Here is a 20,652-nt window from a genome sequence, read left to right on the forward strand (position 1 = left end):
GCTGCGCCGGCAGCGCATGGTGCGGCCATGACGCAGGTGTCCTCGCCCCGGTTCCGCACGGCCGCCTCCGTCACCACGCTCGGCGGCGCGGGCGACGTCCTGCCCGACGACCGGGTGACCGACTTCCTCGCCGAGTGCCTGGCCGGCCAGGACCTCGACGGGCGCAGCGTCTGCGTCGTCGTCCCGGACGCCACCCGCAGCTGCCCGCTGCCGCTGCTGCTGTCGGCGGTGCACGGCGCGCTGGTCGGGCGGGTCAGCCGGCTGACCGTGCTGATCGCGCTCGGCACCCACGCGGCGATGTCGGAGGCGCAGCTGGCCCGCCACCTCGGCTACCCGGCCGGGGACCTCGCCGCCCGCTATCCCGGCACCACCGTGCTCAACCACGAGTGGGCCGACCCGGACACCTTCGTCTCGCTCGGGACCATCCCGGCCGAGCGGGTCGCGGAGCTGTCGGAGGGCCGGCTGGCCGAGAGCGTCGACGTGCGGCTCAACCGCGCCGTCGTCGAGCACGACGTCGCGCTGGTCCTCGGTCCGGTGTTCCCGCACGAGGTGGTCGGCTTCTCCGGCGGCAACAAGTACTTCTTCCCGGGCGTCGCCGGCCAGGAGATCATCGACCTCTCGCACTGGCTGGGCGCGCTCATCAGCAGCGCCGACATCATCGGCACCCGGGGCACCACCCCGGTCCGGGCGCTCATCGACGAGGCCGCCGCGCTGGTGCCCGCCCAGCGGCTCGCCGTCTGCGTCGTCGCCCAGTCCGGCAGCGGCGCCCTGCACTCGGTGGCCTTCGGCGAGCCGCAGGGCGCGTGGGCCGCGGCCGCCGACGTCTCCGCGCAGACCCACGTCCGGTACCTCGACGCCCCGGTCCGCCGGGTGGTGTCGGTGGTCCCGGAGAAGTACGACGACATGTGGACCGCGGCGAAGGGCTTCTACAAGGTCGAGCCGGTCGTCGCCGACGGCGGCGAGGTCGTGGTCTACGCCCCGCACATCACGCAGATCTCCGCGATGCACCCCGAGATCGAGGAGATCGGCTACCACTGCCGCGACTACTTCGTGCAGCAGTGGGACCGCTTCTCCCACCTGCACTGGGGCGTGCTCGCGCACTCCACCCACCTGCGCGGCGCCGGCACCTACGACGCCGCCACCGGGGTCGAGCAGCCGCGGGTGCGGGTCACGCTCGCCACCGGCATCCCCGAGGACGTCGTCCGCGCGGCGAACCTGGAGTACCTCGACCCGGCCGAGGTCGACCTCACCGCGGCCGCAGCCGACGCGGACACCCTGCTGGTGCCCGAGGCCGGCGAGGTCCTGTTCCGGCTGGCCCGCCCGTGACGGCGGACGCGGAGCTTCGGCGGCTGCGGGAGCGGCTGGCGGAGGTGCCGCTGCGGGCGGTGGCCTGCAGCGGCGGGGTGGACAGCCTGCTGCTGGCGACGGTCGCGCACCGCGCGGACCCGGCCGGCACGGTCGTCGTGCACAGCGTGACCCCGGCGGTCCCGGCCGCCGCCACCGCCCGGGTGCTCGAGGCGGCTGCCCGCGAGGGGTGGACGCTGCGCACGGTCCGCTCCGGCGAGTTCGACGACCCGCGGTACCTCGCCAACCCGCGCGACCGCTGCTACGTCTGCAAGTCCCACCTCTACGACGCCATGGGCGAGCTGGTCGACCGCGTCGGCGGCACCCACGTCCTCCTCTCCGGCGCCAACACCGACGACCTGGGCGAGTACCGGCCGGGCCTGCGCGCGGCCGCCGAGCGGGGCGTGCGCCACCCCTACGTCGAGGCCGGCATCGGCAAGGCCGGCATCCGCGCGGTCGCCGCCTCCCTCGGCCTCGACTGCGCCGACCTGCCGGCCGCCCCCTGCCTGGCCAGCCGCCTGTACACCGGCACGCCGGTCACCCCGCTCCGGCTGCGGGCGGTCGAGGTGGGGGAGGAGCTGGTCACCCGGCTCACCGGGATCCGCGTCGTACGCTGCCGGCTGCGCGACGACGAGGTGCGGATCGAGGTGCGCGACGCCGACCGGTCCCTGGTGGACGACGCGGTGGTGGCCGCCGTCCTGGCGGCGATGCGCGCCGTCGACCCCGGCGTCCGGGACGCGGCGCTGGACGGGGAGGCCTACCGCCCGGGCCGCGCCTTCGAGCTGACCCCGGTCGGCCGATGAGCGACCCCGACCCCGGGTACGTCGACCTGGGCTTCGCGCGGGTCGACACCGACCGCCTGGAGCGGACCGGTGACCCCGAGGTCGTGTACGGCGCGGGCAAGACCACCGAGGAGGTGCTGGCCGTCGTCGCCACGCTCCGCGAGACCGCGCCCGGCCGCCCCGCTCTGGTCACGCGGGCGACGCCGGAGACCGTGGCGGCCCTCCGCGGTCGCTGGCCCGGCGCCACGGTCGACCGGACGACGGTCGCGGTGGGCGAGCTGCCCGAGCCGCGTGGCACCGTCGCCGTGGTCACCGCCGGCACCTCCGACGAGCCGGTCGCCGCGGAGGCGGCCCTCACGCTGCGTGCCTCCGGTGCCGGTGTCGTCCGGGTGACCGACGTCGGCGTCGCCGGCCTGCACCGGGTGCTCGCCGCCCGGCCGGTGCTCGCCGGCGCCGACGCGGTGGTGGTCGTGGCCGGCATGGAGGGCGCGCTGCCCAGCGTCGTCGGGGGGCTGGTCGGCACGCCGGTGATCGCCGTGCCCACCAGCGTCGGCTACGGCGCCAGCTTCTCCGGTCTGTCCGCCCTGCTCGGGATGCTGAACTCCTGCGCGCCCGGCGTCGTCGTCTGCAACATCGACAACGGGTTCGGCGCGGGCGTGGCCGCCGCGCGGATCGCCCGGGGCCTGGCCGCGGCCCGGGAGAGCAACGCGTGAGCCGGATCGGCTGGCTGGACCTATCCAACGGCGTCTCCGGCGACATGCTCCTCGGCGCGCTCGTCGACGCCGGCGTCGCACTCGACGACCTCCGCGCAGCGCTCGCCCCGCTCGACGTGCCGGTGACTCTGCGCGCGGAGGAGGTCCGCCGGGGCGGGCTGCGTGCGGTCCACGTGCACGTCGACGCACCCGAGGCCGGCCAGCCGCACCGCACCTGGGCCGACGTCCGGCTGCTGCTGGACCGGCTGCCCGAACCGCTGCGCTCCTCCTCGGCGGCCGTCTTCGAGGCCCTGGCCCGGGCCGAGGCGCACGTGCACGGCGTACGGCCGGAGGAGGTGCACTTCCACGAGGTGGGTGCGCTCGACGCGATCGCCGACGTGGTGGGCGTCTGCGCCGGGTTCGCCGAACTGGGCCTCGACCGCCTCGTCGTCTCGCCGATCGCGCTCGGCGGCGGCTCCGCCGACACCGCGCACGGCCGCATCCCCGTGCCGGGGCCGGCCGTCCTCGCGCTGCTGGCCGCCACCGGGGCGCCGGCGCACGGGGGACCCGACGACCAGGAGCTGGCCACCCCGACGGGAGTGGCCCTGGCGACCACCCTGGCCGACGGCTGGGGCGCGATGCCGGCGGTGCGGGTCGGCCGGACCGGCGTCGGCGCCGGCGGGCGCGACCCGGCGCACCGGCCCAACGCGGTCCGGCTGGTGGTGGGGGAGTCCGCCGCTCCGTCGACCGGTGCCGAGGAACTGCTGCTCGTCGAGGCCACCGTCGACGACCTCGACCCGCGGGCCTGGCCGGGCGTCCTCGCCGCGCTGCTGGCCGCCGGTTCGCGGGACGCCTGGCTGACGCCGGTGCTGATGAAGAAGGGGCGCCCGGCTCACCTCGTCACGGCGCTGACCGAGCCCGCGGCCACCGACGCGGTGCGCGCCGTCCTCTTCGCCGAGACCCCCACGCTGGGGGTCCGGGAGACGCCCACCCGCCGGTACGCGCTGGCCCGGGCCTTCCGCACCGTGGACCTGGACGGGCAGCCGATCGCGGTGAAGCTGGGCCTCGCCGCCGACGGCCGGGTGCTCAACGCCATGCCGGAGTGGGAGGACGTCGTCCGCGCGGCCGCGGCGCTGGACCGGCCGGTCAAGCAGGTGCTGGCCCAGGCGCAGGGCCTGGCGGCGGGGCTGGACCCGGCGGGCGACGGCTAGCGGGTCAGGCCTCGGGTGCCGCCGCCGGTGCGGGCACGCTGCGCCGCCGGCCGCGCCGCGCGGTCGAGCCGCGGACGACGAGCTTCACCGGCAGGACGGCGGACAGGCTCGTGCCCCGCTGCCCGCTGGCGACGAGGGTCAGCAGGTGGCGGGTGGCGGTCGCGCCCTCGGTGTAGAGCGGAGCCGCGACGGTCGTGAGGCCGGGCGTGATCAGGTCCGCGACCGGGATGTTGTCGAAGCCGACCACGCTGACGTCGCGCGGCACCCGGACGCCGCGGGCGGTCAGCCCGCGGACGAGACCGATGGCCAGCTGGTCGTTGTAGGCGATGACGGCCGACGGATAGCGGTCGCCGAAGTCCTCGGCCGCGCGGACCCCACCGGCGAGGTCCGGCGGGAAGGGCCCGGCGCGGCGTGCCCGCAGCGACAGGGCCGCCGTCGCCTCCAGCACCGCCCGCCACCGGGCGCCGTCGGCCCAGGAGGCCTCGGGACCGGAGAGGTAGGTGATCGACCGGTGCCCGAGGTCGGCGAGGTGCTCGACGGCCAGCCGGATCCCTCGGGCGTTGTCGGGCACCACCGAGGGGACGTCGACGATCGTCCGGTTCAGCACGATCACCGGCTTCTGCTTGGACAGCATGCGGATGGCCGAGTCCGACAGGCGGGTGCCGGCCAGCAGCACCCCGTCGACCGAGGGGAGGGCGCGGTCCAGCGTCGCCCGCTCCAGGCGCTCGGACTCCTGCGCGTCGATCAGCAGCAGCGTGTAGCCGGCCGCCGTCGCCGCCGCCTGCGCGCCGTGGATGACCTCGGCATAGAAGGGGTTCGCGACGTCGGAGACCACCAGGGCCATGAGCCGCGTCCGTGAGGACGACACCGCGCGGGCCAGCGGGCTGGTCCGGTAGCCGAGCTCGTCGGCCACCTTGCGGATCCGGGCCGCGGTCTCGGAGTTCACCCGGCCGGGACGGGAGAACGCGCGGGAGACCGTCGACGGCGCGACCTCGGCCACCCGGGCGACGTCGTAGATGGTGACCGACGGGCGCTCGCGCTCTCCGTCGGCCATGCCGAGATGCTAGGCGGAGCGGCCGTCCGACCGGGCCTTCCTCCCCCGCGCGGGGGAGCGCGCCGGGCCGGTCAGTCCAGCCAGCCGACCGGGTCGGCGAGCACACCGGCGAGGGTGTGCAGGGCGGCGCCGGTGGCGGCGGGTGCGGCGTCGGCCCCGGCGGCCTCGATCCGCGGCCGGCGCCAGCGCGCCGAGAGCACCCGCACGGCCAGGTCGTCCTCCAGCCCGGGCCGCAGGACGGCGGCGAGGCGGCCGAGGTGCCCGCCCAGCACCACCGTCGGGATGTCGAGGACGTTGAGCACGCCGGCCAGCGCGATGGCCAGCGCCCGCCGTGCGCCGTCGAGCGCCGCTCCCGCCCGGGGGTCGCCGGCGGCCGCGTTGTCGAGCAGCACCTCCGGGGACGCGTCGCGCGGCAGCCCGGCGGCCGCCAGCAGGGCGTGCCGGCCGGCGTACTGCTCCAGGCACCCGGTCGAGCCGCACCGGCAGGCCGGCCCGGCCGGGTCGACGCAGACGTGCCCGACCTCGCCCGCCCAGCCGGCGCTGCCGCGCATCACCTGCCCGTCGAGCACGACCGCGCCGCCGACGCCGATCTGGCCGGAGACGTAGAGGAAGTCCCGGTGCGGGCCCGCGCGACCGGGCGCGGTCTCCGCGACGGTGCGCGCGGCGAGGTCGGCCTCGTTGCCGAGCAGCGGGTGCAGGCCGGCGGGCAGGGACGGCGCCAGGACGGCGGCCGGGGCGACGTCGTGCCAGCCCAGGTTCGGCGCCCGGAGCAGGACCCCCCGGCCGGCGTCGACGATCCCCGGCAGCGCGAGGCCGGCGCCGGCCAGGCGCACCCCGGCGGGCACGCCGGCCAGGACCGTGGCGGCCAGCCGGCCGAGCCGCTCCAGCGTCGGGCCGGGCTCGCTGCCCACCCAGTCGCCGTCCTCGAGCCGCTCGGCGAGCACCCGGCCGCGCAGGTCCAGCACGCGGGCGGCGAGCAGGCCGGCGTCGACCTGCAGGCCGAGCGCGGCCACCCGCCCGCCCGCCAGCAGCGGGGTGCCCGGCCGTCCCCGGCGTGGCAGCGGGTCGCGCTCGCCCTCGGCGAGGAGCCCGCCGGCGACGAGGGCGTCGACGAGCCGGGCCGCGGTGGCCCGGGTCATGCCCGTGCGGGCGGCGACGTCGGCGCGCGACGGCGGCCGGTCGGCGGCGCACACGGTGCGGAGGACGAGCCCGAGGTTGCTGGCGCGCAGCGTCGACTGGCGCGCGCCCTGCTGCGCCGCCTCGCCGTCCGCCACAGGTCGAGACTAGTGGCGCCGACCACTTTGTCCTATGGTCAAACAAAACCGCATCACCCGAAGGGGACCCGTCATGAGCGCGCCGCAGCCCACCCGCGAGGACAAGTTCACGTTCGGTCTCTGGACCGTCGGCTGGCAGGCCCGCGACCCCTTCGGTGACGCCACGCGCGAGCCGGTCGACCCGGTCGAGACGGTGCACCGGCTGGCCGGCATGGGCGCCTACGGCGTGACCTTCCACGACGACGACCTGATCCCGTTCGGCAGCGACTCGTCGGACCGCGACAAGGCGATCCAGCGGTTCCGCGCCGCCCTCGAGGAGACCGGCCTGGTCGTGCCGATGGTGACCACCAACCTGTTCACCCACCCGGTGTTCAAGGAGGGCGCGCTCACCGCCAACGACCGCGACGTCCGCCGCTACGCGATGCGCAAGGTCATGCGGAACATGGACCTCGCCGCGGAGCTGGGCGCGGAGACCTACGTGCTGTGGGGCGGCCGCGAGGGCGCCGAGGTCGACGTCGCCAAGGACCTCGGCGCCGCACTCGACCGCTACCGCGAGGGCATCGACACCCTGGCCCAGTACTCGATCGACCGCGGCTACGGCCTGCGCCTGGCGCTGGAACCCAAGCCCAACGAGCCGCGCGGCGACATCTTCCTGCCCACGATCGGCCACGCGCTGGGCTTCATCTCCACCCTCGAGCACGCCGACATGGTGGGGCTGAACCCCGAGGTCGGGCACGAGCAGATGGCCAACCTCAACTACACGCACGGCATCGCCCAGGCGCTGTGGCAGGGCAAGCTCTTCCACCTCGACCTGAACGGCCAGCACGGCCCGAAGTTCGACCAGGACCTGGTCTTCGGCCACGGCGACCTGCTGTCGGCGTTCGCCACCGTCGACCTGCTGGAGAACGGCTTCCCCTCCGGCGGCCCGCGCTACGAGGGGCCGCGGCACTTCGACTACAAGCCGCTGCGCACCGAGGACATGGACGGCGTCTGGCACTCGGCCGCGGCCAACATGCGCACCTACCTGCTGCTCAAGGAGCGCGCAGCCGCCTTCCGCGCCGACCCCGAGGTGGCCGAGGCCCTGGCCGCGGCGCGCGTGCCCGAGCTGGGGCAGCCGACGCTGGCCGCGGGCGAGACGTACGAGGACCTCCTGGCCGACCGGTCGGCGTTCGAGGACTTCGACGTCGAGGCGGCGGCCGCGCGCGGGTTCGGTGCCGTCCGGCTCTCGCAGCTGGCGGTCGAGCACGCCCTCGGCGCCCGCTGATCCGATGACGCTCGTCGCGGGGATCGACACGTCGACCCAGGCCTGCAAGGTCGTCGTCCGGGACGCGGGCAGCGGCCGCCTGGTCCGGGAGGGCCGGGCGCCGCACCCGGAGGGCACCGAGGTCGACCCCGCGGCGTGGGCGGCGGCGCTGGACGTCGCGGTCGAGCGGGCCGGCGGGCTGGACGACGTCGCCGCCGTCGCCGTCGGCGGGCAGCAGCACGGGATGGTGTGCCTGGACGCCGACGGCGAGGTGGTGCGGCCCGCGCTGCTCTGGAACGACACCCGCTCCGCCGGCGCGGCGACCGACCTGATCGAGGAGCTCGGTGGCGGCGACGCCGGCCGGCGGGCGTGGGCGGAGGCGGTCGGGCTGGTCCCGGTCGCGTCGTTCACCGTGACGAAGCTGCGCTGGCTGGCCGAGCACGAGCCGGCGAACGCCGGGCGGACCGCCGCCGTCTGCCTGCCGCACGACTACCTGACGTGGCGGCTGGCGGGCTCCGGGCACCTGGACGCCCTCGTCACCGACCGTGGCGACGCCAGCGGCACCGGCTACTGGTCGGCGGCGACGGGGGAGTACCGCCCCGACCTGCTCCAGCGCGCACTGGGGAGCACGCCCGTCGTCCCGCGGGTCCTGGGTCCCGCCGAGGCGGCCGGGACCATGCCCGCGGGCGCGGTGCTCGGGCCGGGCACGGGCGACAACGCCGCCGCCGCGCTCGCGCTGGCCGCGCGCCCCGGCGACGTCGTCGTCTCGATCGGGACGTCCGGCGTGGTGTCGATGGTGTCCACGGCTCCGGTCGCCGACCCGTCCGGCACGGTGGCCGGGTTCGCCGATGCCACCGGCAACTTCCTGCCGCTGGTCGCCACCCTCAACGCCGCCCGCGTGCTGGACGCCACCGCCCGCCTGCTGGGCGTCGACCACAGCCGGCTCTCCCGGCTGGCGCAGTCGGCGCCGCCGGGCTCCGGCGGGCTGGTCGTGGTGCCCTACCTGGAGGGTGAGCGCACGCCGGACCGGCCGACGTCCACCGGCGCGCTGCACGGCCTCACGCTGACCACCGCGGAGCCCTCCTACCTCGCCCGCGCCGCGGTCGAGGGGATGCTCTGTGGCCTGGCCGACGGGCTGGACGCCGTCGCCGCCGGTGGCACGCCGGTCCGCCGGGTCTTCCTCGTGGGCGGTGCCGCGCGGTCGTCGGCGGTGCGCGCGCTCGCCCCCGCCGTCCTCGGGGTGCCGGTCCTCGTGCCCCCGCCGGGCGAGTACGTCGCCGACGGCGCGGCGCGGCAGGCCGCCTGGGTGCTCGCCGGCGGGGACGGCCCGCCGGACTGGCCGCTCCCGGGCACCGAGGTGCACGAGGCCGATCCGCAGCCCGGCGTCCGCGCCCGCTACGCCGAGGCCCGCGACCTCACCCTCGGCCGATCGGGAACAGACCCCAGCTCGCGGTGACCGACCCGCCCGGGGCCAGCCGCTGCACGGCCTCGCCGGTGGCGAAGGCGCCGGGCGGGCACGTCATGGGCTCGACCGCCAGGCCGCGGCGGGAGTCCTCGCCCGGGATCGAGTCCCCGGTGAACAGCTGCAGGTAGCCGAAGGACCCGTCCATCCAGAGGCCGGCGCCGGTGCCGTCGGGGCGGGTGAGCCGCACGACCGCGCGGCCGTCGGCGTCCCGCTCGAGGTCGGTGAAGCAGTCGTCGAGCCGGAGGTCCCCGATCCGCCGTCCGGCCCGGAGGTCGGCGGGTGTGCCGGCCACCGGCACCCGTCCGGTCGGGATCAGCCGCTCGTCGGTCGTCAGCCGGGTCGCTGCCGGGGCGACCAGGGTGCAGTCGTCGACGTGCAGCCCCGGCCCGGCGGCGAGGTAGGGGTGGTGGCCCTCGCCGTAGGGCAGCGGGACGTCGCCCTCGTTGGTCGCCGTCGTCGTCACCCGCAGGCCGTGCGCGGTCAGCTCGTGGCGGATGCGCAGCCGGAGCGGGAAGGGGTAGCCCGGCTGCGGGTACAGCAGGTACCCGAGCTCCAGGCGGTCGGACGCGCGGTCGAGGACGGTCCAGGGCACGTGGTTCACGAGGCCGTGGATGGCCGTGGCCCGGTCGGGCTCGGTCAGGGCCAGCTGGTGCTCGGCGCCGTCCCAGGTCCAGCGCCCGTCGGCGATCCGGTTGGGCCAGGGGGCGAGCACCTCGCCGCGGCTGTAGCGGGGGATCTCGGCCGCGTCGTAGCCGTCGAGCAGCTCGCGTTCCCCGTGCCGGTAGGACCGGAGTCCGGCGCCGACCTCCACGACGGTGACCTCGTCGTCCCCGCTGCGCAGGACGTACTGCTCACCGGTCGGGCTGACGGCCACGCGGACTCCTCGGGGTGGGGACCCGGCGATCCTCCCTCAGCGGCCCTGCCGGGCCCGGTAGCGGGCGGCCCGCTTCGCGGCCGCGTCGCGGCGGCGAAGCGCGGCGAGCACCTCGCGCTCGGCGGAGCGGCGGTCGCGGCCGGCCTGGGCGCTGCCCACCGGGTAGCCGGCCTTCGCGACCCGGTTCTCCACGGTCTCGGTCATGTAGGCCAGCGAGAACGCCAGCCCGAGGATGACGCCGATCAGCGACATGCCCAGCCGCAGGCCCAGCGACCCGGGGACGAGGGCCACGATCAGCAGCACGGGGACGGCGAGCTGCACCATCGTCCGGCCGGCGTGCCGCAGCACCCAGGTGCCGGTGGTGACGTCGTGCAGCACCCAGCTGCGGTGCCGCGCGGGCAGGCCGGCGCCCAGCGCGTAGAGCACCCAGCGCAGCGGGTTCGGCCGGACCGGCGACGAGTCGGTGACCGGGCTGCTCATGCCGCTCCTCCCGCCCGCGCGAGGGCCACCTGCGCGGCGGCGTTGACGCGGGTCAGTGCCTGCTGCAGCGCCACCAGGTCGGCCACCGGCAGACCCAGGGAGGCCACGATGCCCTCGGGGATCCGCTCGGCGCGCTCGCGCAGCGCCCGGCCGGGATCGGTGAGGGCGATGGCCAGGTTCCGCTCGTCGCGGGCGTCGCGGTCGCGGCGGACGTAGCCGGCCGCCTCGAGCCGCTTGACCAGCGGGGAGAGCGTGCCCGGATCGAGCTGCAGCATGCGGCTGAGGTCCTTCAGGGCGAGCGGGCCGTGCTGCCACAGCGCCAGCATGACCAGGTACTGCGGGTGGGTGAGCCCCATCGGCTCCAGCCACGGCCGGTAGACCGACACGACGGTCCGCGCGGCCACGGAGAGCGCGAAGCAGACCTGCCGTTCGAGAGCGAGGGGGTCGTCGAGGACGTCGGCCCCGGCTGCGGTGGTCATGGCTCGATGGTACGCCAACCGTTGGTGCCCCAACTGTTTCCGCGACCGTGATCTCCGTCCTGTCGGCCGGGCCGTCGATACTCCTGCGGTGACCCTCGACCTCTCCGCCGTCGTCCTGCCCGACCGCCACCCGGTGTCCACGTTCCTGGACGACGTGCGGGCCGCCGAGGCGGCGGGTGTCGGCACGGTCTGGACCTACGACCACCTGCGCTGGCCGCTGCTGCGGGACAACCCCTGGTACGGCGCCGTCCCGCTGCTCGCCGCGGCCGCCGGGGTCACCGGCCGGGTGCGGCTGGGCACGCTGATCGCCTCGCCGAACTTCCGGCACCCGGTCCCGTTCGCCAAGGAGCTGATGACCCTCGACCAGCTCACCGGCGGCCGGCTCGAGCTCGGCGTCGGGGTGGGCACCGAGGGCCTGGACGCCCTGGTGCTGGGTGAGTCCCTGACGCGCGCGGAACGCAGCGACCGGTTCGCCGAGTGGCTGTCGCTGCTCGACACGCTGCTGCGGCAGCCGGTGACCACCGTGCACGGGGAGCGGTACTCGGCGGTGGAGGCCGGCCAGATGCCAGGCTGCGTGCAGCAGCCCCGCGTGCCGTTCACGGTGGCCGCGACCGGCCCGAAGGCGCTGCGCCTGGCCGCCCGGTACGGCTCGGGCTGGGTGACCTACGGCCCGTTCGGCGCCGACGTCCCGGCGGAGGAGTGGCTGACCGCGGTCGCCGACCAGAGCGGGCGGCTGACCGATGCCCTGGCCGAGGAGGGCCGGGAGCCCGCGGCGCTGCGGCGGGTGGTGCTCGTCGGGCTGGAGGTGGTCTGGCCGTTCGAGAGCGCCGAGCGGTACGCCGACACCCTGGGCCGGCTGGCCGACGCCGGCATCGACGAGATCGCCGTCCACTGGCCGCGGCCCGACGACGGCCGGGGCATCCCCGTCGAGGCGCTGCCGACCCTGCTGGCCGCCCACGGGCTCGCGTGACCGGCCGCTTCCCGCGCCGGGTGTACGGCGTCGGCGAGGAGCCGGACGCGCGCGCCAGCCTGGCGAACGAGCGCACCTTCCTCGCCTGGATCCGCACCGGTCTCGCGCTGGCCGCCGGCGGCGTCGCGCTCGAGGCGCTCGATCTCGACGTGCAGCCCGGCCTGCGCCGGGCGGCGGCGCTCGTCCTCGTGGGCCTCGGGGCGCTCACGCCCGCCCTTGCCTGGGTGCGGTGGGCGGCGGTGGAGCGGGCGTTGCGGCTGCGGCGGCCGCTGCCGTCGTCCCTGCTCGGCCCGGTCGTCGCGCTGGGGGCCGCGGCCGCGGCGGTCCTCGTCCTCGTCGCCCTGCTGGCCGCGTGACCGAGGCGCCGCCCGGTGCGCAGGCCGAGCGCACCTCGCTGGCCTGGCGGCGGACGGCACTGGGCATCGCTGCCGGAGCGGTGGTCGCCGCGCGCCTGGTCGCTCCTTCCTCGGGACCCTGGGCCTGGGTGGTCGCGGGCGTCGGCGGTCTGCTCGCCGCGCTGCTGTTCCGGACGGCGCGGCAGCGGTACCGCTCCACGGCGCGGGTGCTGGCGGGGGAAGCCCCCGCGGACGTCCCCGGACCGGGCCGGCCGGCCGCGCTGCTGGCCGGTCTCGCCGCGATGCTCGGGGTCCTGGCCTGCGGCTACGTGCTGCTCGGCGGCTGAGACCGCGGACCTCGCCCCGCCGCCCGGCCCGGCGGGTGCCCGGAGCCTCTTGTCCGTCTCGCGGCCGAGGAGGAGCCTCGGGGCGCGTGGGCCCGGCCGGTGGCGGCTGCGGTGACGGATCGTCCGGACCCTCCCGAGCGAGGGCGGCGGTGCAGCGATGGATCTCCCCACTCCCGAGGGGCCGGACCCCGGTGAGCGGGTGCTGGCCGGCACGCGGTGGCTGCTGTCCGCCTTCGCGGTCTTCACCCTGCTCGCGGTCGTCTCCCTCCTCGGCTTCCCGGGCCGGGCCCGGGAGGACTTCGCCTGGAGCATCGGCTCGGAGCTGACCGCTGCCTTCCTCGGCGCCGGGTTCGCGGCCGGCCTGGTGCTGTCGCTGCTGTCCCTCCGGCAGGAGCGGTGGAGCAGCATCCGGACGCCGGTGCTCACGGTGACCGTCTACGCGACGCTGGTCCTCACCGCCTCGCTGATCCACACGCACCGCCTGCACCTCACCGACGGCGGCGCGCTCGCCCGGTTCGCCGCCTGGCTGTGGTTGGCGGTCTACCTCGTCGTCCCAGTGGTCGGGATCGTGGTCGTCCTCCGGCAGGACGACCGCCGGACCTGGCTGTCCGAGGGGCGCCGGCCCATGCCCGCGGTGCTGGTCGCGGTGCTGGCCGTCCAGGGCGCGGTCATGCTCGCGGCGGGTGCGGTCCTGGTACTCAGCGGGTTGACGGTCCACCACATGGTGATGAGCGTCGCCGGCTTCTGGCCCTGGGAGATCACCCCGCTCAGCGCCATGGTGATCGGTGCCTGGCTGATCGCCTTCGGGGTCGCCGCCGCGCTCGCGATCGGCCAGCGGGACATGGACGACCTCCTGGTGTCGGCCGTGACGTACACGGTGTTCGGGGCACTGGAGCTGGTGGTGCTCGTCCGGTACCGGTCGGAACTCGACGCGGCCGACCCGTGGGTGTGGGCCTACGTCGCCGTGCTCGTCTCGGTGGTCGGCGCCGGCGGGTACGGCTGGTGGGCGGCGCTGCACGTACCGGTCGACGTGTCGGTGGGTCGGTACGCCGGCGCGGACGGCCCGGCGGAACCGCTCCGTCCGCCGGCCCTCCCTCACCGTCCCGGCGCGGGGTAGCGTCGCGGGGGTGACGCTGGTCCGTCCGACCGGGAGCTGGGACGGCACCCGGCTGGCCCACGAGGGTTTCGTCTTCGGCACCGATCACGAGCTCGTGCACCGGGTGGTGCCGTTCGTCCTGGAGGGCTTCTCCCGCGACGAACCGGTGCTCGTCGTCGCCGGTGACCGCGTGCGCAGCCTGCTCGCCGCGCACCTGGGCGCCGACCTCGCCCGGCTGCAGGTCTTCGCGCCCGCCGAGACCTGGTGGCGCGGCGGCCACCGGACGCTGCAGGCCTACGACCGGGACCTGCGGGCCCTCCGCGCGTCGGTGCCCCACTGGCGGCTGGCCGCGGAGCCGGTGTGGCTGGCCGACGACGAGGGCCGGGAGTGGAGCCGCTTCGAGGCGGTCGCCAACCGCTGCTACGACGACATGCCGTACTACAGCCTCTGCCTGCACGACCGGCGCCGGCTGCCTGCCGACGTCCTGGAGGCGGTGGCGCGCACCCACCCGCTGACGTGGGCCGACGGTGCGCCGGTCCCGGCCGCCGCCTACGAGGGCCCGGTCCGCTTCCTGCGCTCCGCGCAGCCGGCGTGGACGGCGCGACCGGCGGACGCGGCGACCACGGTGATCACCTCGCCGTGGGCGGCGCGCCGGCTGCTGTGCGCCGCGGTGCCCGCCGACCGGCGGACCCGCGTGGGCGACGTCGTCCTCGCCGCGCACGAACTGGTCCTCAACGCGCTGACGGTCGCCGCCTACGCCGAGGTGACCACCTGGACCGAGGGTGACCTGTTCGTCGTCGAGGTGTCCGACACCGGACCCGGGCTGCGCGACGAGACCCTGGGGTACGTCCCGCCCGACTCCGGCGACGGCCCGCACGGCATGTGGCTGGCGTGGAGCCTGGCCGAGGACGCCGCCGTGGTCACCGGCCCGTCGGGCACCGCCGTCCGCCTCTACTTCGGCCCCTGAGCGACCGGAGGAGATCCGTCGGCGTCACGCCGACGGATCTCCTCCGGGTCGGGTCAGACGCGCAGGGAGTCAGTGCTCCCGCTGCCGGCCTCCGCCGGGACGACGACGACCTCGGTCCCGTCGGGCGCGACCGCGGCGACCGGCTGCGCGGCCGGCAGGTCCTCGTCGCCGTAGACGGCCTCGCCGCGGGCGACCATGCCGGCCGTGTCCGACAGCGGGACCTCGCGGAGGAACAGGGCGAGGACGAGCGCCACGGCCAGGATCGGCACGAGGTACCAGAACACCGGCGCCAGCGAGTTCGCGTAGGCGTCGACGATCGCGGCCTTCAGCGGGTCGCCGGCCGCCTGCACCGCCGCCGGGGTGAGCGAGTCGGCCGAGGTGATGCCCGCCTCGACCGCCTGCTGCCCGTTGCCGGCCAGCGCATCGGCGAGGTTGTCGGCCAGCCGGCTGGTGAACAGCGTGCCGAAGACGGCGACGCCGAGGGTGGCGCCCACCTCGCGGAAGTAGTTGTTCGTCGAGGTGGCGGTGCCGATCTGCGCCGCGGGCACGGCGTTCTGAGCCGCGAGGACGACGTTCTGCATGATCAGCCCGAGGCCGGCGCCGAGCAGGAAGAACATCGCGCCGACGGTCCACAGCGAGGTGGCCCCGGACAGCGTCGTCATCCAGACCAGCGCGGCGAGGATGACCGCGACGCCGGCGACGGTGAAGACCTTGTACCGGCCGGTGCGCATGATGAAGCCGGCCGACCCCTGGATCGTGATGATGATGCCGAGGGTCATCGGCAGCATGAGCAGACCGGAGTTGGCCGCCGACAGCCCGGAGCTCATCTGCAGGTACGTCGGCATGAAGGCGATGGCGGAGAACATGCCGAGGCCGACGGCCAGCCCGAGCGCCGTCGCGACGACGAAGGTCGGGTTGCGGAAGAGGCTCATCGGGATGATCGGCTCGGGAGCCCGCAGCTCGACGGCCACGAACAGGATCGCCGAGACGACGAAGGCGGCGAGCATGAGCAGGGTCTGCGCCGCCCCCCAGCCCTCGCTGCCGCCGAAGTCGGTGAACAGCACCAGCGAGGTCGTGGTCGCCGACAGCGTGACGATGCCCGCCCAGTCCAGCGGGGTCGTGCTGCGCTTGCGCGGCAGGGTCAGCGCGAACCAGCCGATGGCGAAGGCGGCGAGGCCGACCGGGACGTTGACCCAGAAGCACCACTGCCACCCGAACAGCTCCGAGTCGGTGAAGAAGCCGCCGACCAGCGGTCCGGCCACGGCCGACAGGCCGAACAGCGCGCCGATCGGGCCCATGTACTTCGCGCGCTCACGCGCCGGGACGATGTCGGCGATGATCGCCTGCGCCAGGATCATCATCCCGCCGCCGCCCAGGCCCTGGACACCGCGCCAGATCACCAGCCAGGTGAAGTCGGGGGAGAGCGCGGCCCCGAGGCTCGCGACGGTGAACAGGCCGATGGCGACGAGGAAGAGCGTGCGCCGGCCGAACAGGTCGCCGAACTTGCCGTAGAGCGGCATCACCAGGGTGGTGGCGAGCAGGTAGGCCGTGGTCATCCAGGCCATGTGCGAGACGCCGCCGAGGTCACCGACGATGGTCGGCATCGCCGTCGCGACGATCGTCTGGTCCAGGGCGGCCATGAGCATGCCGGCGAGCAGGGCGCCGAAGATCAGGTTGATCCGCCGCCGGGTGAGGACGATCGGTGCCGCGGTGGGAGCGGGCGGGGCGTGCATGGTTCTCCTCGGGGAGCGGGGTGGGAGCGGGTGCGGGAGGTCAGGCGCGCGGGTCGGACAGGCCGGCGGCGAGGGCGTCCCAGGCCTCGCCGACCAGGTCCGGCAGCGACCGCGTGAAGTCGGTGGCGAGCCAGCGGTGCAGCGCCGTGCGCATGGCGACGCCGGAGACGCCGGCCAGCAGCGCGGGGTGGGCGTCGACGCCGGCGTCGGTGCCCGTGCGGGTGGCGATGGCCGCGGCCAGGTCCCGCTCCGCCGCACCGAAGACGGCGTGCAGCCGGGCGATGAGCACCGGCTCCGCCTCGATGACGGTCAGCCGCAGGGGCCAGAGGCCCTCGGGCTCGGCGGCGATCTCGGTGGCCTGCTCGACCTGGACCGCCCGCAGCGCCGCCAGCGTGGACTCCCCGGCCGGCCGGGCCGCGAACCGCTCGGCGAGGTCGGGGGTGCTGGTGGTGTCGAAGCCGAGGACCGCGTCGTCCTTCGCGGGGAAGTAGTTGAAGAACGTGCGGGGCGACACGTCCGCGCGGGCGGCGATGTCGTCGACCGAGACGCCGTCCAGCCCGCGCTCGGCCACCAGCTGCAGCGCCGCCTGGTGCAGCGCGAAACGGGTGGCGAGCTTCTTGCGCTCGCGCAGGCCGGAGGTCACCGGACGAAGATAGCTGCAGAGACTGCAAGTTTGCAGCAACCGCAAGAGTGAGTCGCGTCTCGGTCCGGGGGAGGCGCCGCCGTGCCGACGTGGGTGATGGAGTAGGCAGGGACCCGGCAGCGACGCGCCCCGCTCGGGGCCCGGACGGGAGGTGGCCGGTGGACCGGGAACAGTGGAGCCACGTGGTGGAGGCCGCCACGCGCGCGCCGTCGATCCACAACACGCAGCCGTGGTCGTTCGCCGCGGCCGGGGACCGCCTCGACGTGCGCACGGATCCGTCGCGGGCGCTGCACACCCTGGACCGCAGCGGGCGGCAGCGGGTGATCAGCTGCGGCGTGGCGGTGGAGTTCGCGCTCGTGGCGCTGCGGGCCGACGGCGCCGAGGTGGCGGTCGAGCTCCTGCCCGACCCGGCCGACGGCGACCTGCTGGCGACCCTGACGGTGACCGGCACCGGCGAGCCCGCCGAGGAGGACCGGGTCCTGGGAGCGGCGATCGCGAAGCGGCACACCGAGCGGGCACCGTTCCGCCCGGAGGCGGTGCCGGCCGAGGTGGTCGACGACCTGCAGCGGGCCGCGGCGACCTTCTCGGTGTGGCTGAAGCCGGTCAGCGGGTCCGACGAGGAGGTCGCCACGGCGTTCCTCGTCTCGCGGGCCGAGGAGTTGGAGCAGGGCGAGCCGGAGTACCTCGCCGAGCTGCAGCAGTGGCTGCGCACCGACCCGGCCGCGGTCGACGGCATCCCGGTCGGCGCGGTGCCGGAGCAGGACCCGGCGGCCCGCCCCTCCAACTGGCTGGTCCGCGACTTCGTCGTCGGCTCCCGCCCCGCGGACCGGCCCCCCTTCCACAACCCGGCCGACCCGGACGCCCCGCCACCGGAGGTCGAGCGGCCGGCGGTGGTCCTGCTGGGCACCGACAACGACGACGCGATGGCCTGGCTCACGGCCGGACGGGCGCTGGGCCAGGTGCTCCTGCGGGCCACCGCCGCCGGGCTCGCCGCCTCGCCGCTCACCCAGGCGCTGGACTGGCCGGCCACCCGGACCCAGCTGCGCAGCCGCCTGTCGCTGATCGGGCACCCGCAGATGCTGCTGCGGCTGGGCTACCCCGGCACCGACCGCACGCCGTCGACCAACCGCCGTCCCGTGGCGGAGGTCCTCACCTTCAGCGGCTGAGCGGCGGAAGGACCCCGTCCCCCTCACGCCTCGCGAGCTCGGCGCGAGCCTCTGGACGGGGCCATCAGAGGTCAGGCGAGTGGGTCTCTCCCGTCGAGCTGCCCGGCGGTGGAGAGGACGGCGAGGCGGGCGAACAGCTCCTCGGCGTACCAGCCCTCGGACGCCGTCCGGGCCACGACGGCGGCGTGCGGCGCCCGGTCGTAGGCGAAGGCGTTGAGCGCCGCGCCCGACTCCCAGACGCTGAACGTCCCCTGCAGCCCCAGGGGGGCCTCGCCGATGCCCAGCGCCATGCGGAGGCCGTGGGAGCGGTGCAGGTCGGCGGAGACCGGAGGGACGGCCGACCAGAAGCGGACCGCCTTGCGGGTGACCAGCCGGGCCCGGGTGACGGCGGCGACCGGGCCGTCCCACCGGGTGGGGTCGGGACGGCCGAAGGGCTCCTGGCGCGACCAGAGACCGCGCGCGGCCAGGGGGCGCAGGTGTGCCGACCACTCCTCGTCGGCGAAGGCGCGCCAGCCGTCGGTCACGGGAGCCGCCCGGGTGGCCGCCGCCTCGTCGTCCCACACCGCCAGCAGGCCCCACCGCCGCGGGTCGGCGTCGCGCACCGTGAAGGTGCGCCCGCTGCCGGTGCCGAGCAGCTTGGCGAACCGCAGGCCGGGGGTGCGCCGGATCCGGCCGCGGTCGGTCGCCATGCGCCCCACCGCGCGCGCGATGCCCCGCCCGGAGACCCCCCAGAAGTGCAGGGTCACGAGCGGGGCACCGGGCACAGGTGTCAGAGCGGGTCGACCGAGTCGGCCTGCATGCCGCGCTGACCGCGGCTGGCCTCGAACTCCACCCGCTGGCCCTCCTGCAACTCGCGATAGCCGCCGCGGTCGGGGATCGCGGAGAAGTGCACGAAGACGTCGTCGCCGCCGTCGTCGGGGGTGATGAAGCCGAAGCCCTTCTCGGCGTTGAACCAGTTCACCGTGCCCTGGCCGCGGTTGCCGCCGCCCCCGCCGCTTCGGCGCGCCGGCCGCTCGTCGCGCCCACCGCGGGCCGGTCGCTCGTCCCGTCCGCCGCGCTCCGGTCGCCCACCGCGGGCGCCGCCCCCGCCGCCGCCGACCACCCGCACGCCGTCGGCCTGCATGCCGCGCTGGCCGCGGACCGGCTCGTACTCCACCCGCGCACCCTCGTCGAGCGAGCGGAACCCGGAGTCGTCGATCGCGGAGAAGTGCACGAAGACGTCGTCGCCGCCGTCGTCGGGGGCGATGAAGCCGAAGCCCTTGTCGGCGTCGAAGCGCGACACGGTGCCCTGCACCCGGCCACCGCCTCCACCGCCGTAGCCGCCGCGCTGCCCACCGCGGTCGGCGCCGCCCCGCTCGGGACGCCCGCCGCGCGAGCCACCGCCACCGCCGCCACCGACGACGCGCACGCCCTCGGCCTGCATCCCGCGCTGCCCGCGGACGGCGTCGAACTCGACCCGCTGGCCCTCCTGCAGCTCGCGGTAGCCGGCCTCGTCGATGGCCGAGTAGTGCACGAACACGTCGTCGCCGCCGTCGTCGGGCTCGATGAACCCGAAGCCCTTCTCGGCGTTGAACCGCGCCACGGTGCCCTGCGAGCGACCGCCGGAGCTCCGGCCGGCGCTCCGGTCGTCGCGGCTCCCGCGGTCGTCACGACCCGCCGGCGGCCGGCCTCCGCCGCCGACGCCCCCGACGCGGCCGCCACCGCCGCCGCCGAGCGAGCGCACGCGGTCGGCCTGCATGCCGCGCTGACCCTGGCTGGCCTCGTACTCGACCCGCTCGCCCTCGTCGAGGCTGCGGAACCCGCCCGACTCCTCGATCGCGGAGAAGTGGACGAACACGTCGTCCCCACCGTCCTCGGGGGCGATGAACCCGAAGCCCTTCTCGGCGTTGAACCACGTGACCGTGCCGTGCGGCATCCTGCGCTCCTGCTCTCAGACGTCCGTGCGGGGTCCATACCCCGGTCGCTGCCGGGTCTCCCCGGTGACGACGGTGCCAGGTGGGTGCAACTCCGTCGACGCCGGGCCCGGATCAGCCGGCCGGACGGGTCCGTACGAGGTTCATGGCGACCATCGACAGCACCGCGGTCCCCCCGGCGCCGAGCAGCTCGACGCGGGTGCGCACCAGCCCGCGGTCGGGCTTGGACCGGGAGAGGCGGGCCTCGGTCACGGTCGTCCGCAGCGTGAGCTCGTCGCCGGGCCGCACCGGCGCCAGCCAGCGCAGTTCGTCCACCCCGGCGAGCCCAGGCTGGACACCGGCGACAGGTACTCGGTGGCCAGCAGCCGCATCATCAGCGCGCAGGTGTGCCAGCCGCTGGCGATCAGGCCGCCGAACGGCCCGGCCGCCGCGGCCTCGGCGTCGACGTGGAACGGCTGCGGGTCGAACCGGCGCCCGAAGTCGACGACGTCGTCCTCGGTCAGGGAGACAGGGCCGTACTCGCCCGTCGCGCCCACCGGGTAGTCCTCGAACCAGCGCTCCGCCACGGAGCCGACGCTAGCCCG

23 protein-coding genes and 3 pseudogenes are annotated in these 20,652 nt (G+C 76.0%); 12 read left to right on the forward strand and 14 right to left on the reverse strand.

Features of this window, described 5'->3' with window-relative positions; genetic code table 11:
• The first annotated feature begins 27 nt into the window (after positions 1-27).
• The 4 genes from N555_RS0113930 to larC are packed head-to-tail and all read left to right on the forward strand — an operon-like array spanning position 28 to position 4,029.
• Complete coding sequence (locus tag N555_RS0113930) at positions 28-1,326, forward strand: lactate racemase domain-containing protein (RefSeq protein ID WP_029432105.1); 1,299 nt, start codon at positions 28-30, stop codon at positions 1,324-1,326.
• The gene (locus N555_RS0113935; RefSeq protein WP_051684060.1) at positions 1,323-2,147 is read left to right on the forward strand and encodes an ATP-dependent sacrificial sulfur transferase LarE; all 825 of its coding nucleotides are present in this window, start codon (positions 1,323-1,325) and stop codon (positions 2,145-2,147) included. The genes N555_RS0113930 and N555_RS0113935 overlap by 4 nt, the downstream gene beginning before the upstream one ends.
• On the forward strand, positions 2,144-2,839 hold the full coding sequence (gene larB / locus N555_RS0113940; protein ID WP_029432107.1) for a nickel pincer cofactor biosynthesis protein LarB: 696 nt from the start codon (positions 2,144-2,146) through the stop codon (positions 2,837-2,839). The genes N555_RS0113935 and larB overlap by 4 nt, the downstream gene beginning before the upstream one ends.
• Positions 2,836-4,029, forward strand: coding sequence for a nickel pincer cofactor biosynthesis protein LarC (gene larC / locus N555_RS0113945; protein WP_034510433.1), 1,194 nt, complete (start codon positions 2,836-2,838; stop codon positions 4,027-4,029). The genes larB and larC overlap by 4 nt, the downstream gene beginning before the upstream one ends.
• 4 nt (positions 4,030-4,033) lie before the next feature.
• On the opposite strand, the gene N555_RS0113950 is transcribed toward larC, so the two are convergent.
• A complete protein-coding gene (locus N555_RS0113950) occupies positions 4,034-5,083 on the reverse strand; it encodes a LacI family DNA-binding transcriptional regulator (protein WP_034510435.1) in 1,050 nt (349 codons plus the stop codon).
• Positions 5,084-5,154: 71 nt separating this feature from the next.
• Positions 5,155-6,357 (reverse strand): ROK family transcriptional regulator, encoded by a 1,203-nt coding sequence (locus N555_RS0113955; RefSeq protein WP_029432110.1) that lies wholly within the window; start codon positions 6,355-6,357, stop codon positions 5,155-5,157.
• Between the two features lie 73 nt (positions 6,358-6,430).
• Between N555_RS0113955 and xylA the strand changes: the two genes are divergently transcribed.
• Entirely contained in the window at positions 6,431-7,621 is a 1,191-nt protein-coding gene (gene xylA, locus N555_RS0113960; protein WP_029432111.1) for a xylose isomerase, read from the forward strand.
• Between the two features lie 4 nt (positions 7,622-7,625).
• Positions 7,626-9,056 (forward strand): xylulokinase, encoded by a 1,431-nt coding sequence (locus N555_RS0113965; protein ID WP_029432112.1) that lies wholly within the window; start codon positions 7,626-7,628, stop codon positions 9,054-9,056.
• Here N555_RS0113965 and N555_RS0113970 read toward each other — a convergent pair.
• Genes N555_RS0113970 through N555_RS0113980 form a run of 3 tightly spaced genes read right to left on the reverse strand, consistent with a single transcriptional unit; the run spans position 9,016 to position 10,898 of the window.
• Positions 9,016-9,939, reverse strand: a complete 924-nt coding sequence (locus N555_RS0113970; RefSeq protein ID WP_029432113.1) for an aldose 1-epimerase family protein — start codon at positions 9,937-9,939, stop codon at positions 9,016-9,018. The genes N555_RS0113965 and N555_RS0113970 overlap by 41 nt on opposite strands.
• 36 nt (positions 9,940-9,975) lie before the next feature.
• Complete coding sequence (locus N555_RS0113975; protein ID WP_029432114.1) at positions 9,976-10,419, reverse strand: DUF5313 family protein; 444 nt, start codon at positions 10,417-10,419, stop codon at positions 9,976-9,978.
• Positions 10,416-10,898 carry a MarR family winged helix-turn-helix transcriptional regulator gene (locus N555_RS0113980; protein WP_029432115.1) on the reverse strand — a complete coding sequence of 161 codons (483 nt, stop codon included), beginning with the start codon at positions 10,896-10,898 and terminating at the stop codon, positions 10,416-10,418. Before N555_RS0113980 ends, N555_RS0113975 begins: the two co-directional genes overlap by 4 nt.
• 88 nt (positions 10,899-10,986) lie before the next feature.
• Between N555_RS0113980 and N555_RS0113985 the strand changes: the two genes are divergently transcribed.
• The 5 genes from N555_RS0113985 (at position 10,987) to N555_RS0114005 (ending at position 14,613) form a co-directional block, all read left to right on the forward strand.
• Positions 10,987-11,868 carry an LLM class flavin-dependent oxidoreductase gene (locus tag N555_RS0113985; RefSeq protein ID WP_029432116.1) on the forward strand — a complete coding sequence of 294 codons (882 nt, stop codon included), beginning with the start codon at positions 10,987-10,989 and terminating at the stop codon, positions 11,866-11,868.
• Complete coding sequence (locus N555_RS0113990; protein ID WP_029432117.1) at positions 11,865-12,224, forward strand: YidH family protein; 360 nt, start codon at positions 11,865-11,867, stop codon at positions 12,222-12,224. The genes N555_RS0113985 and N555_RS0113990 overlap by 4 nt, the downstream gene beginning before the upstream one ends.
• Positions 12,221-12,550 (forward strand): DUF202 domain-containing protein, encoded by a 330-nt coding sequence (locus N555_RS0113995; protein ID WP_029432118.1) that lies wholly within the window; start codon positions 12,221-12,223, stop codon positions 12,548-12,550. Before N555_RS0113990 ends, N555_RS0113995 begins: the two co-directional genes overlap by 4 nt.
• Before the next feature lie 157 nt (positions 12,551-12,707).
• Positions 12,708-13,667, forward strand: coding sequence for a hypothetical protein (locus N555_RS0114000; protein ID WP_156036357.1), 960 nt, complete (start codon positions 12,708-12,710; stop codon positions 13,665-13,667).
• Positions 13,668-13,677: 10 nt separating this feature from the next.
• Positions 13,678-14,613: a sensor histidine kinase gene (locus tag N555_RS0114005; protein ID WP_029432120.1), complete on the forward strand. Its 936-nt coding sequence runs from the start codon at positions 13,678-13,680 to the stop codon at positions 14,611-14,613.
• A gap of 53 nt (positions 14,614-14,666) precedes the next feature.
• Here the strand turns inward: N555_RS0114005 and N555_RS0114010 are convergent, their stop codons facing one another.
• Together N555_RS0114010 and N555_RS0114015 are read right to left on the reverse strand one after the other, a co-directional pair.
• Positions 14,667-16,346, reverse strand: a complete 1,680-nt coding sequence (locus N555_RS0114010) for an MDR family MFS transporter (protein ID WP_029432121.1) — start codon at positions 16,344-16,346, stop codon at positions 14,667-14,669.
• A 40-nt stretch (positions 16,347-16,386) separates the two neighbouring features.
• A complete protein-coding gene (locus N555_RS0114015) occupies positions 16,387-16,989 on the reverse strand; it encodes a TetR family transcriptional regulator (protein ID WP_029432122.1) in 603 nt (200 codons plus the stop codon).
• A gap of 158 nt (positions 16,990-17,147) precedes the next feature.
• Between N555_RS0114015 and N555_RS0114020 the strand changes: the two genes are divergently transcribed.
• The gene (locus N555_RS0114020) at positions 17,148-18,155 is read left to right on the forward strand and encodes an Acg family FMN-binding oxidoreductase (protein ID WP_034510439.1); all 1,008 of its coding nucleotides are present in this window, start codon (positions 17,148-17,150) and stop codon (positions 18,153-18,155) included.
• Positions 18,156-18,226: 71 nt separating this feature from the next.
• Here the strand turns inward: N555_RS0114020 and N555_RS0114025 are convergent, their stop codons facing one another.
• The 7 genes and pseudogenes from N555_RS0114025 to N555_RS25985 form a co-directional block, all read right to left on the reverse strand.
• Complete coding sequence (locus N555_RS0114025) at positions 18,227-18,844, reverse strand: monooxygenase (protein ID WP_231502736.1); 618 nt, start codon at positions 18,842-18,844, stop codon at positions 18,227-18,229.
• Between the two features lie 80 nt (positions 18,845-18,924).
• Entirely contained in the window at positions 18,925-19,116 is a 192-nt protein-coding gene (locus N555_RS28740; protein ID WP_231502777.1) for a cold-shock protein, read from the reverse strand.
• 135 nt (positions 19,117-19,251) lie between these two features.
• Positions 19,252-19,449 (reverse strand): annotated as a pseudogene (locus N555_RS28745) (cold-shock protein); the annotation flags it as partial.
• Positions 19,450-19,560: 111 nt separating this feature from the next.
• Positions 19,561-19,737 (reverse strand): annotated as a pseudogene (locus N555_RS28750) (cold-shock protein); the annotation flags it as partial.
• Positions 19,738-19,866: 129 nt separating this feature from the next.
• Positions 19,867-20,070, reverse strand: a pseudogene (locus tag N555_RS28360) (cold-shock protein); the annotation flags it as partial.
• A 112-nt stretch (positions 20,071-20,182) separates the two neighbouring features.
• The gene (locus N555_RS28755) at positions 20,183-20,320 is read right to left on the reverse strand and encodes a hotdog family protein (RefSeq protein ID WP_231502737.1); all 138 of its coding nucleotides are present in this window, start codon (positions 20,318-20,320) and stop codon (positions 20,183-20,185) included.
• Complete coding sequence (locus tag N555_RS25985) at positions 20,317-20,634, reverse strand: MaoC/PaaZ C-terminal domain-containing protein (protein ID WP_231502738.1); 318 nt, start codon at positions 20,632-20,634, stop codon at positions 20,317-20,319. The genes N555_RS28755 and N555_RS25985 overlap by 4 nt, the downstream gene beginning before the upstream one ends.
• Positions 20,635-20,652: the final 18 nt, after the last annotated feature.

It is taken from the genome of Blastococcus sp. URHD0036 (assembly GCF_000701365.1).
Classification (GTDB): domain Bacteria; phylum Actinomycetota; class Actinomycetes; order Mycobacteriales; family Geodermatophilaceae; genus Trujillonella.

Excerpts from the sequence above, each read along its gene's own strand:
- N555_RS0113930 (WP_029432105.1), top strand. The coding sequence starts at position 28 with ATGACGCAGGTGTCCTCGCCCCGGTTCCGCACGGCCGCCTCCGTCACC.
- larB (WP_029432107.1), top strand. The coding sequence starts at position 2,144 with ATGAGCGACCCCGACCCCGGGTACGTCGACCTGGGCTTCGCGCGGGTC.
- N555_RS0113950 (WP_034510435.1), bottom strand. The coding sequence starts at position 5,083 with ATGGCCGACGGAGAGCGCGAGCGCCCGTCGGTCACCATCTACGACGTC.
- xylA (WP_029432111.1), top strand. The coding sequence starts at position 6,431 with ATGAGCGCGCCGCAGCCCACCCGCGAGGACAAGTTCACGTTCGGTCTC.
- N555_RS0113965 (WP_029432112.1), top strand. The coding sequence starts at position 7,626 with ATGACGCTCGTCGCGGGGATCGACACGTCGACCCAGGCCTGCAAGGTC.
- N555_RS0113975 (WP_029432114.1), bottom strand. The coding sequence starts at position 10,419 with ATGAGCAGCCCGGTCACCGACTCGTCGCCGGTCCGGCCGAACCCGCTG.
- N555_RS0113980 (WP_029432115.1), bottom strand. The coding sequence starts at position 10,898 with ATGACCACCGCAGCCGGGGCCGACGTCCTCGACGACCCCCTCGCTCTC.
- N555_RS0114000 (WP_156036357.1), top strand. The coding sequence starts at position 12,708 with ATGGATCTCCCCACTCCCGAGGGGCCGGACCCCGGTGAGCGGGTGCTG.
- N555_RS0114010 (WP_029432121.1), bottom strand. The coding sequence starts at position 16,346 with ATGCACGCCCCGCCCGCTCCCACCGCGGCACCGATCGTCCTCACCCGG.
- N555_RS0114025 (WP_231502736.1), bottom strand. The coding sequence starts at position 18,844 with ATGGCGACCGACCGCGGCCGGATCCGGCGCACCCCCGGCCTGCGGTTC.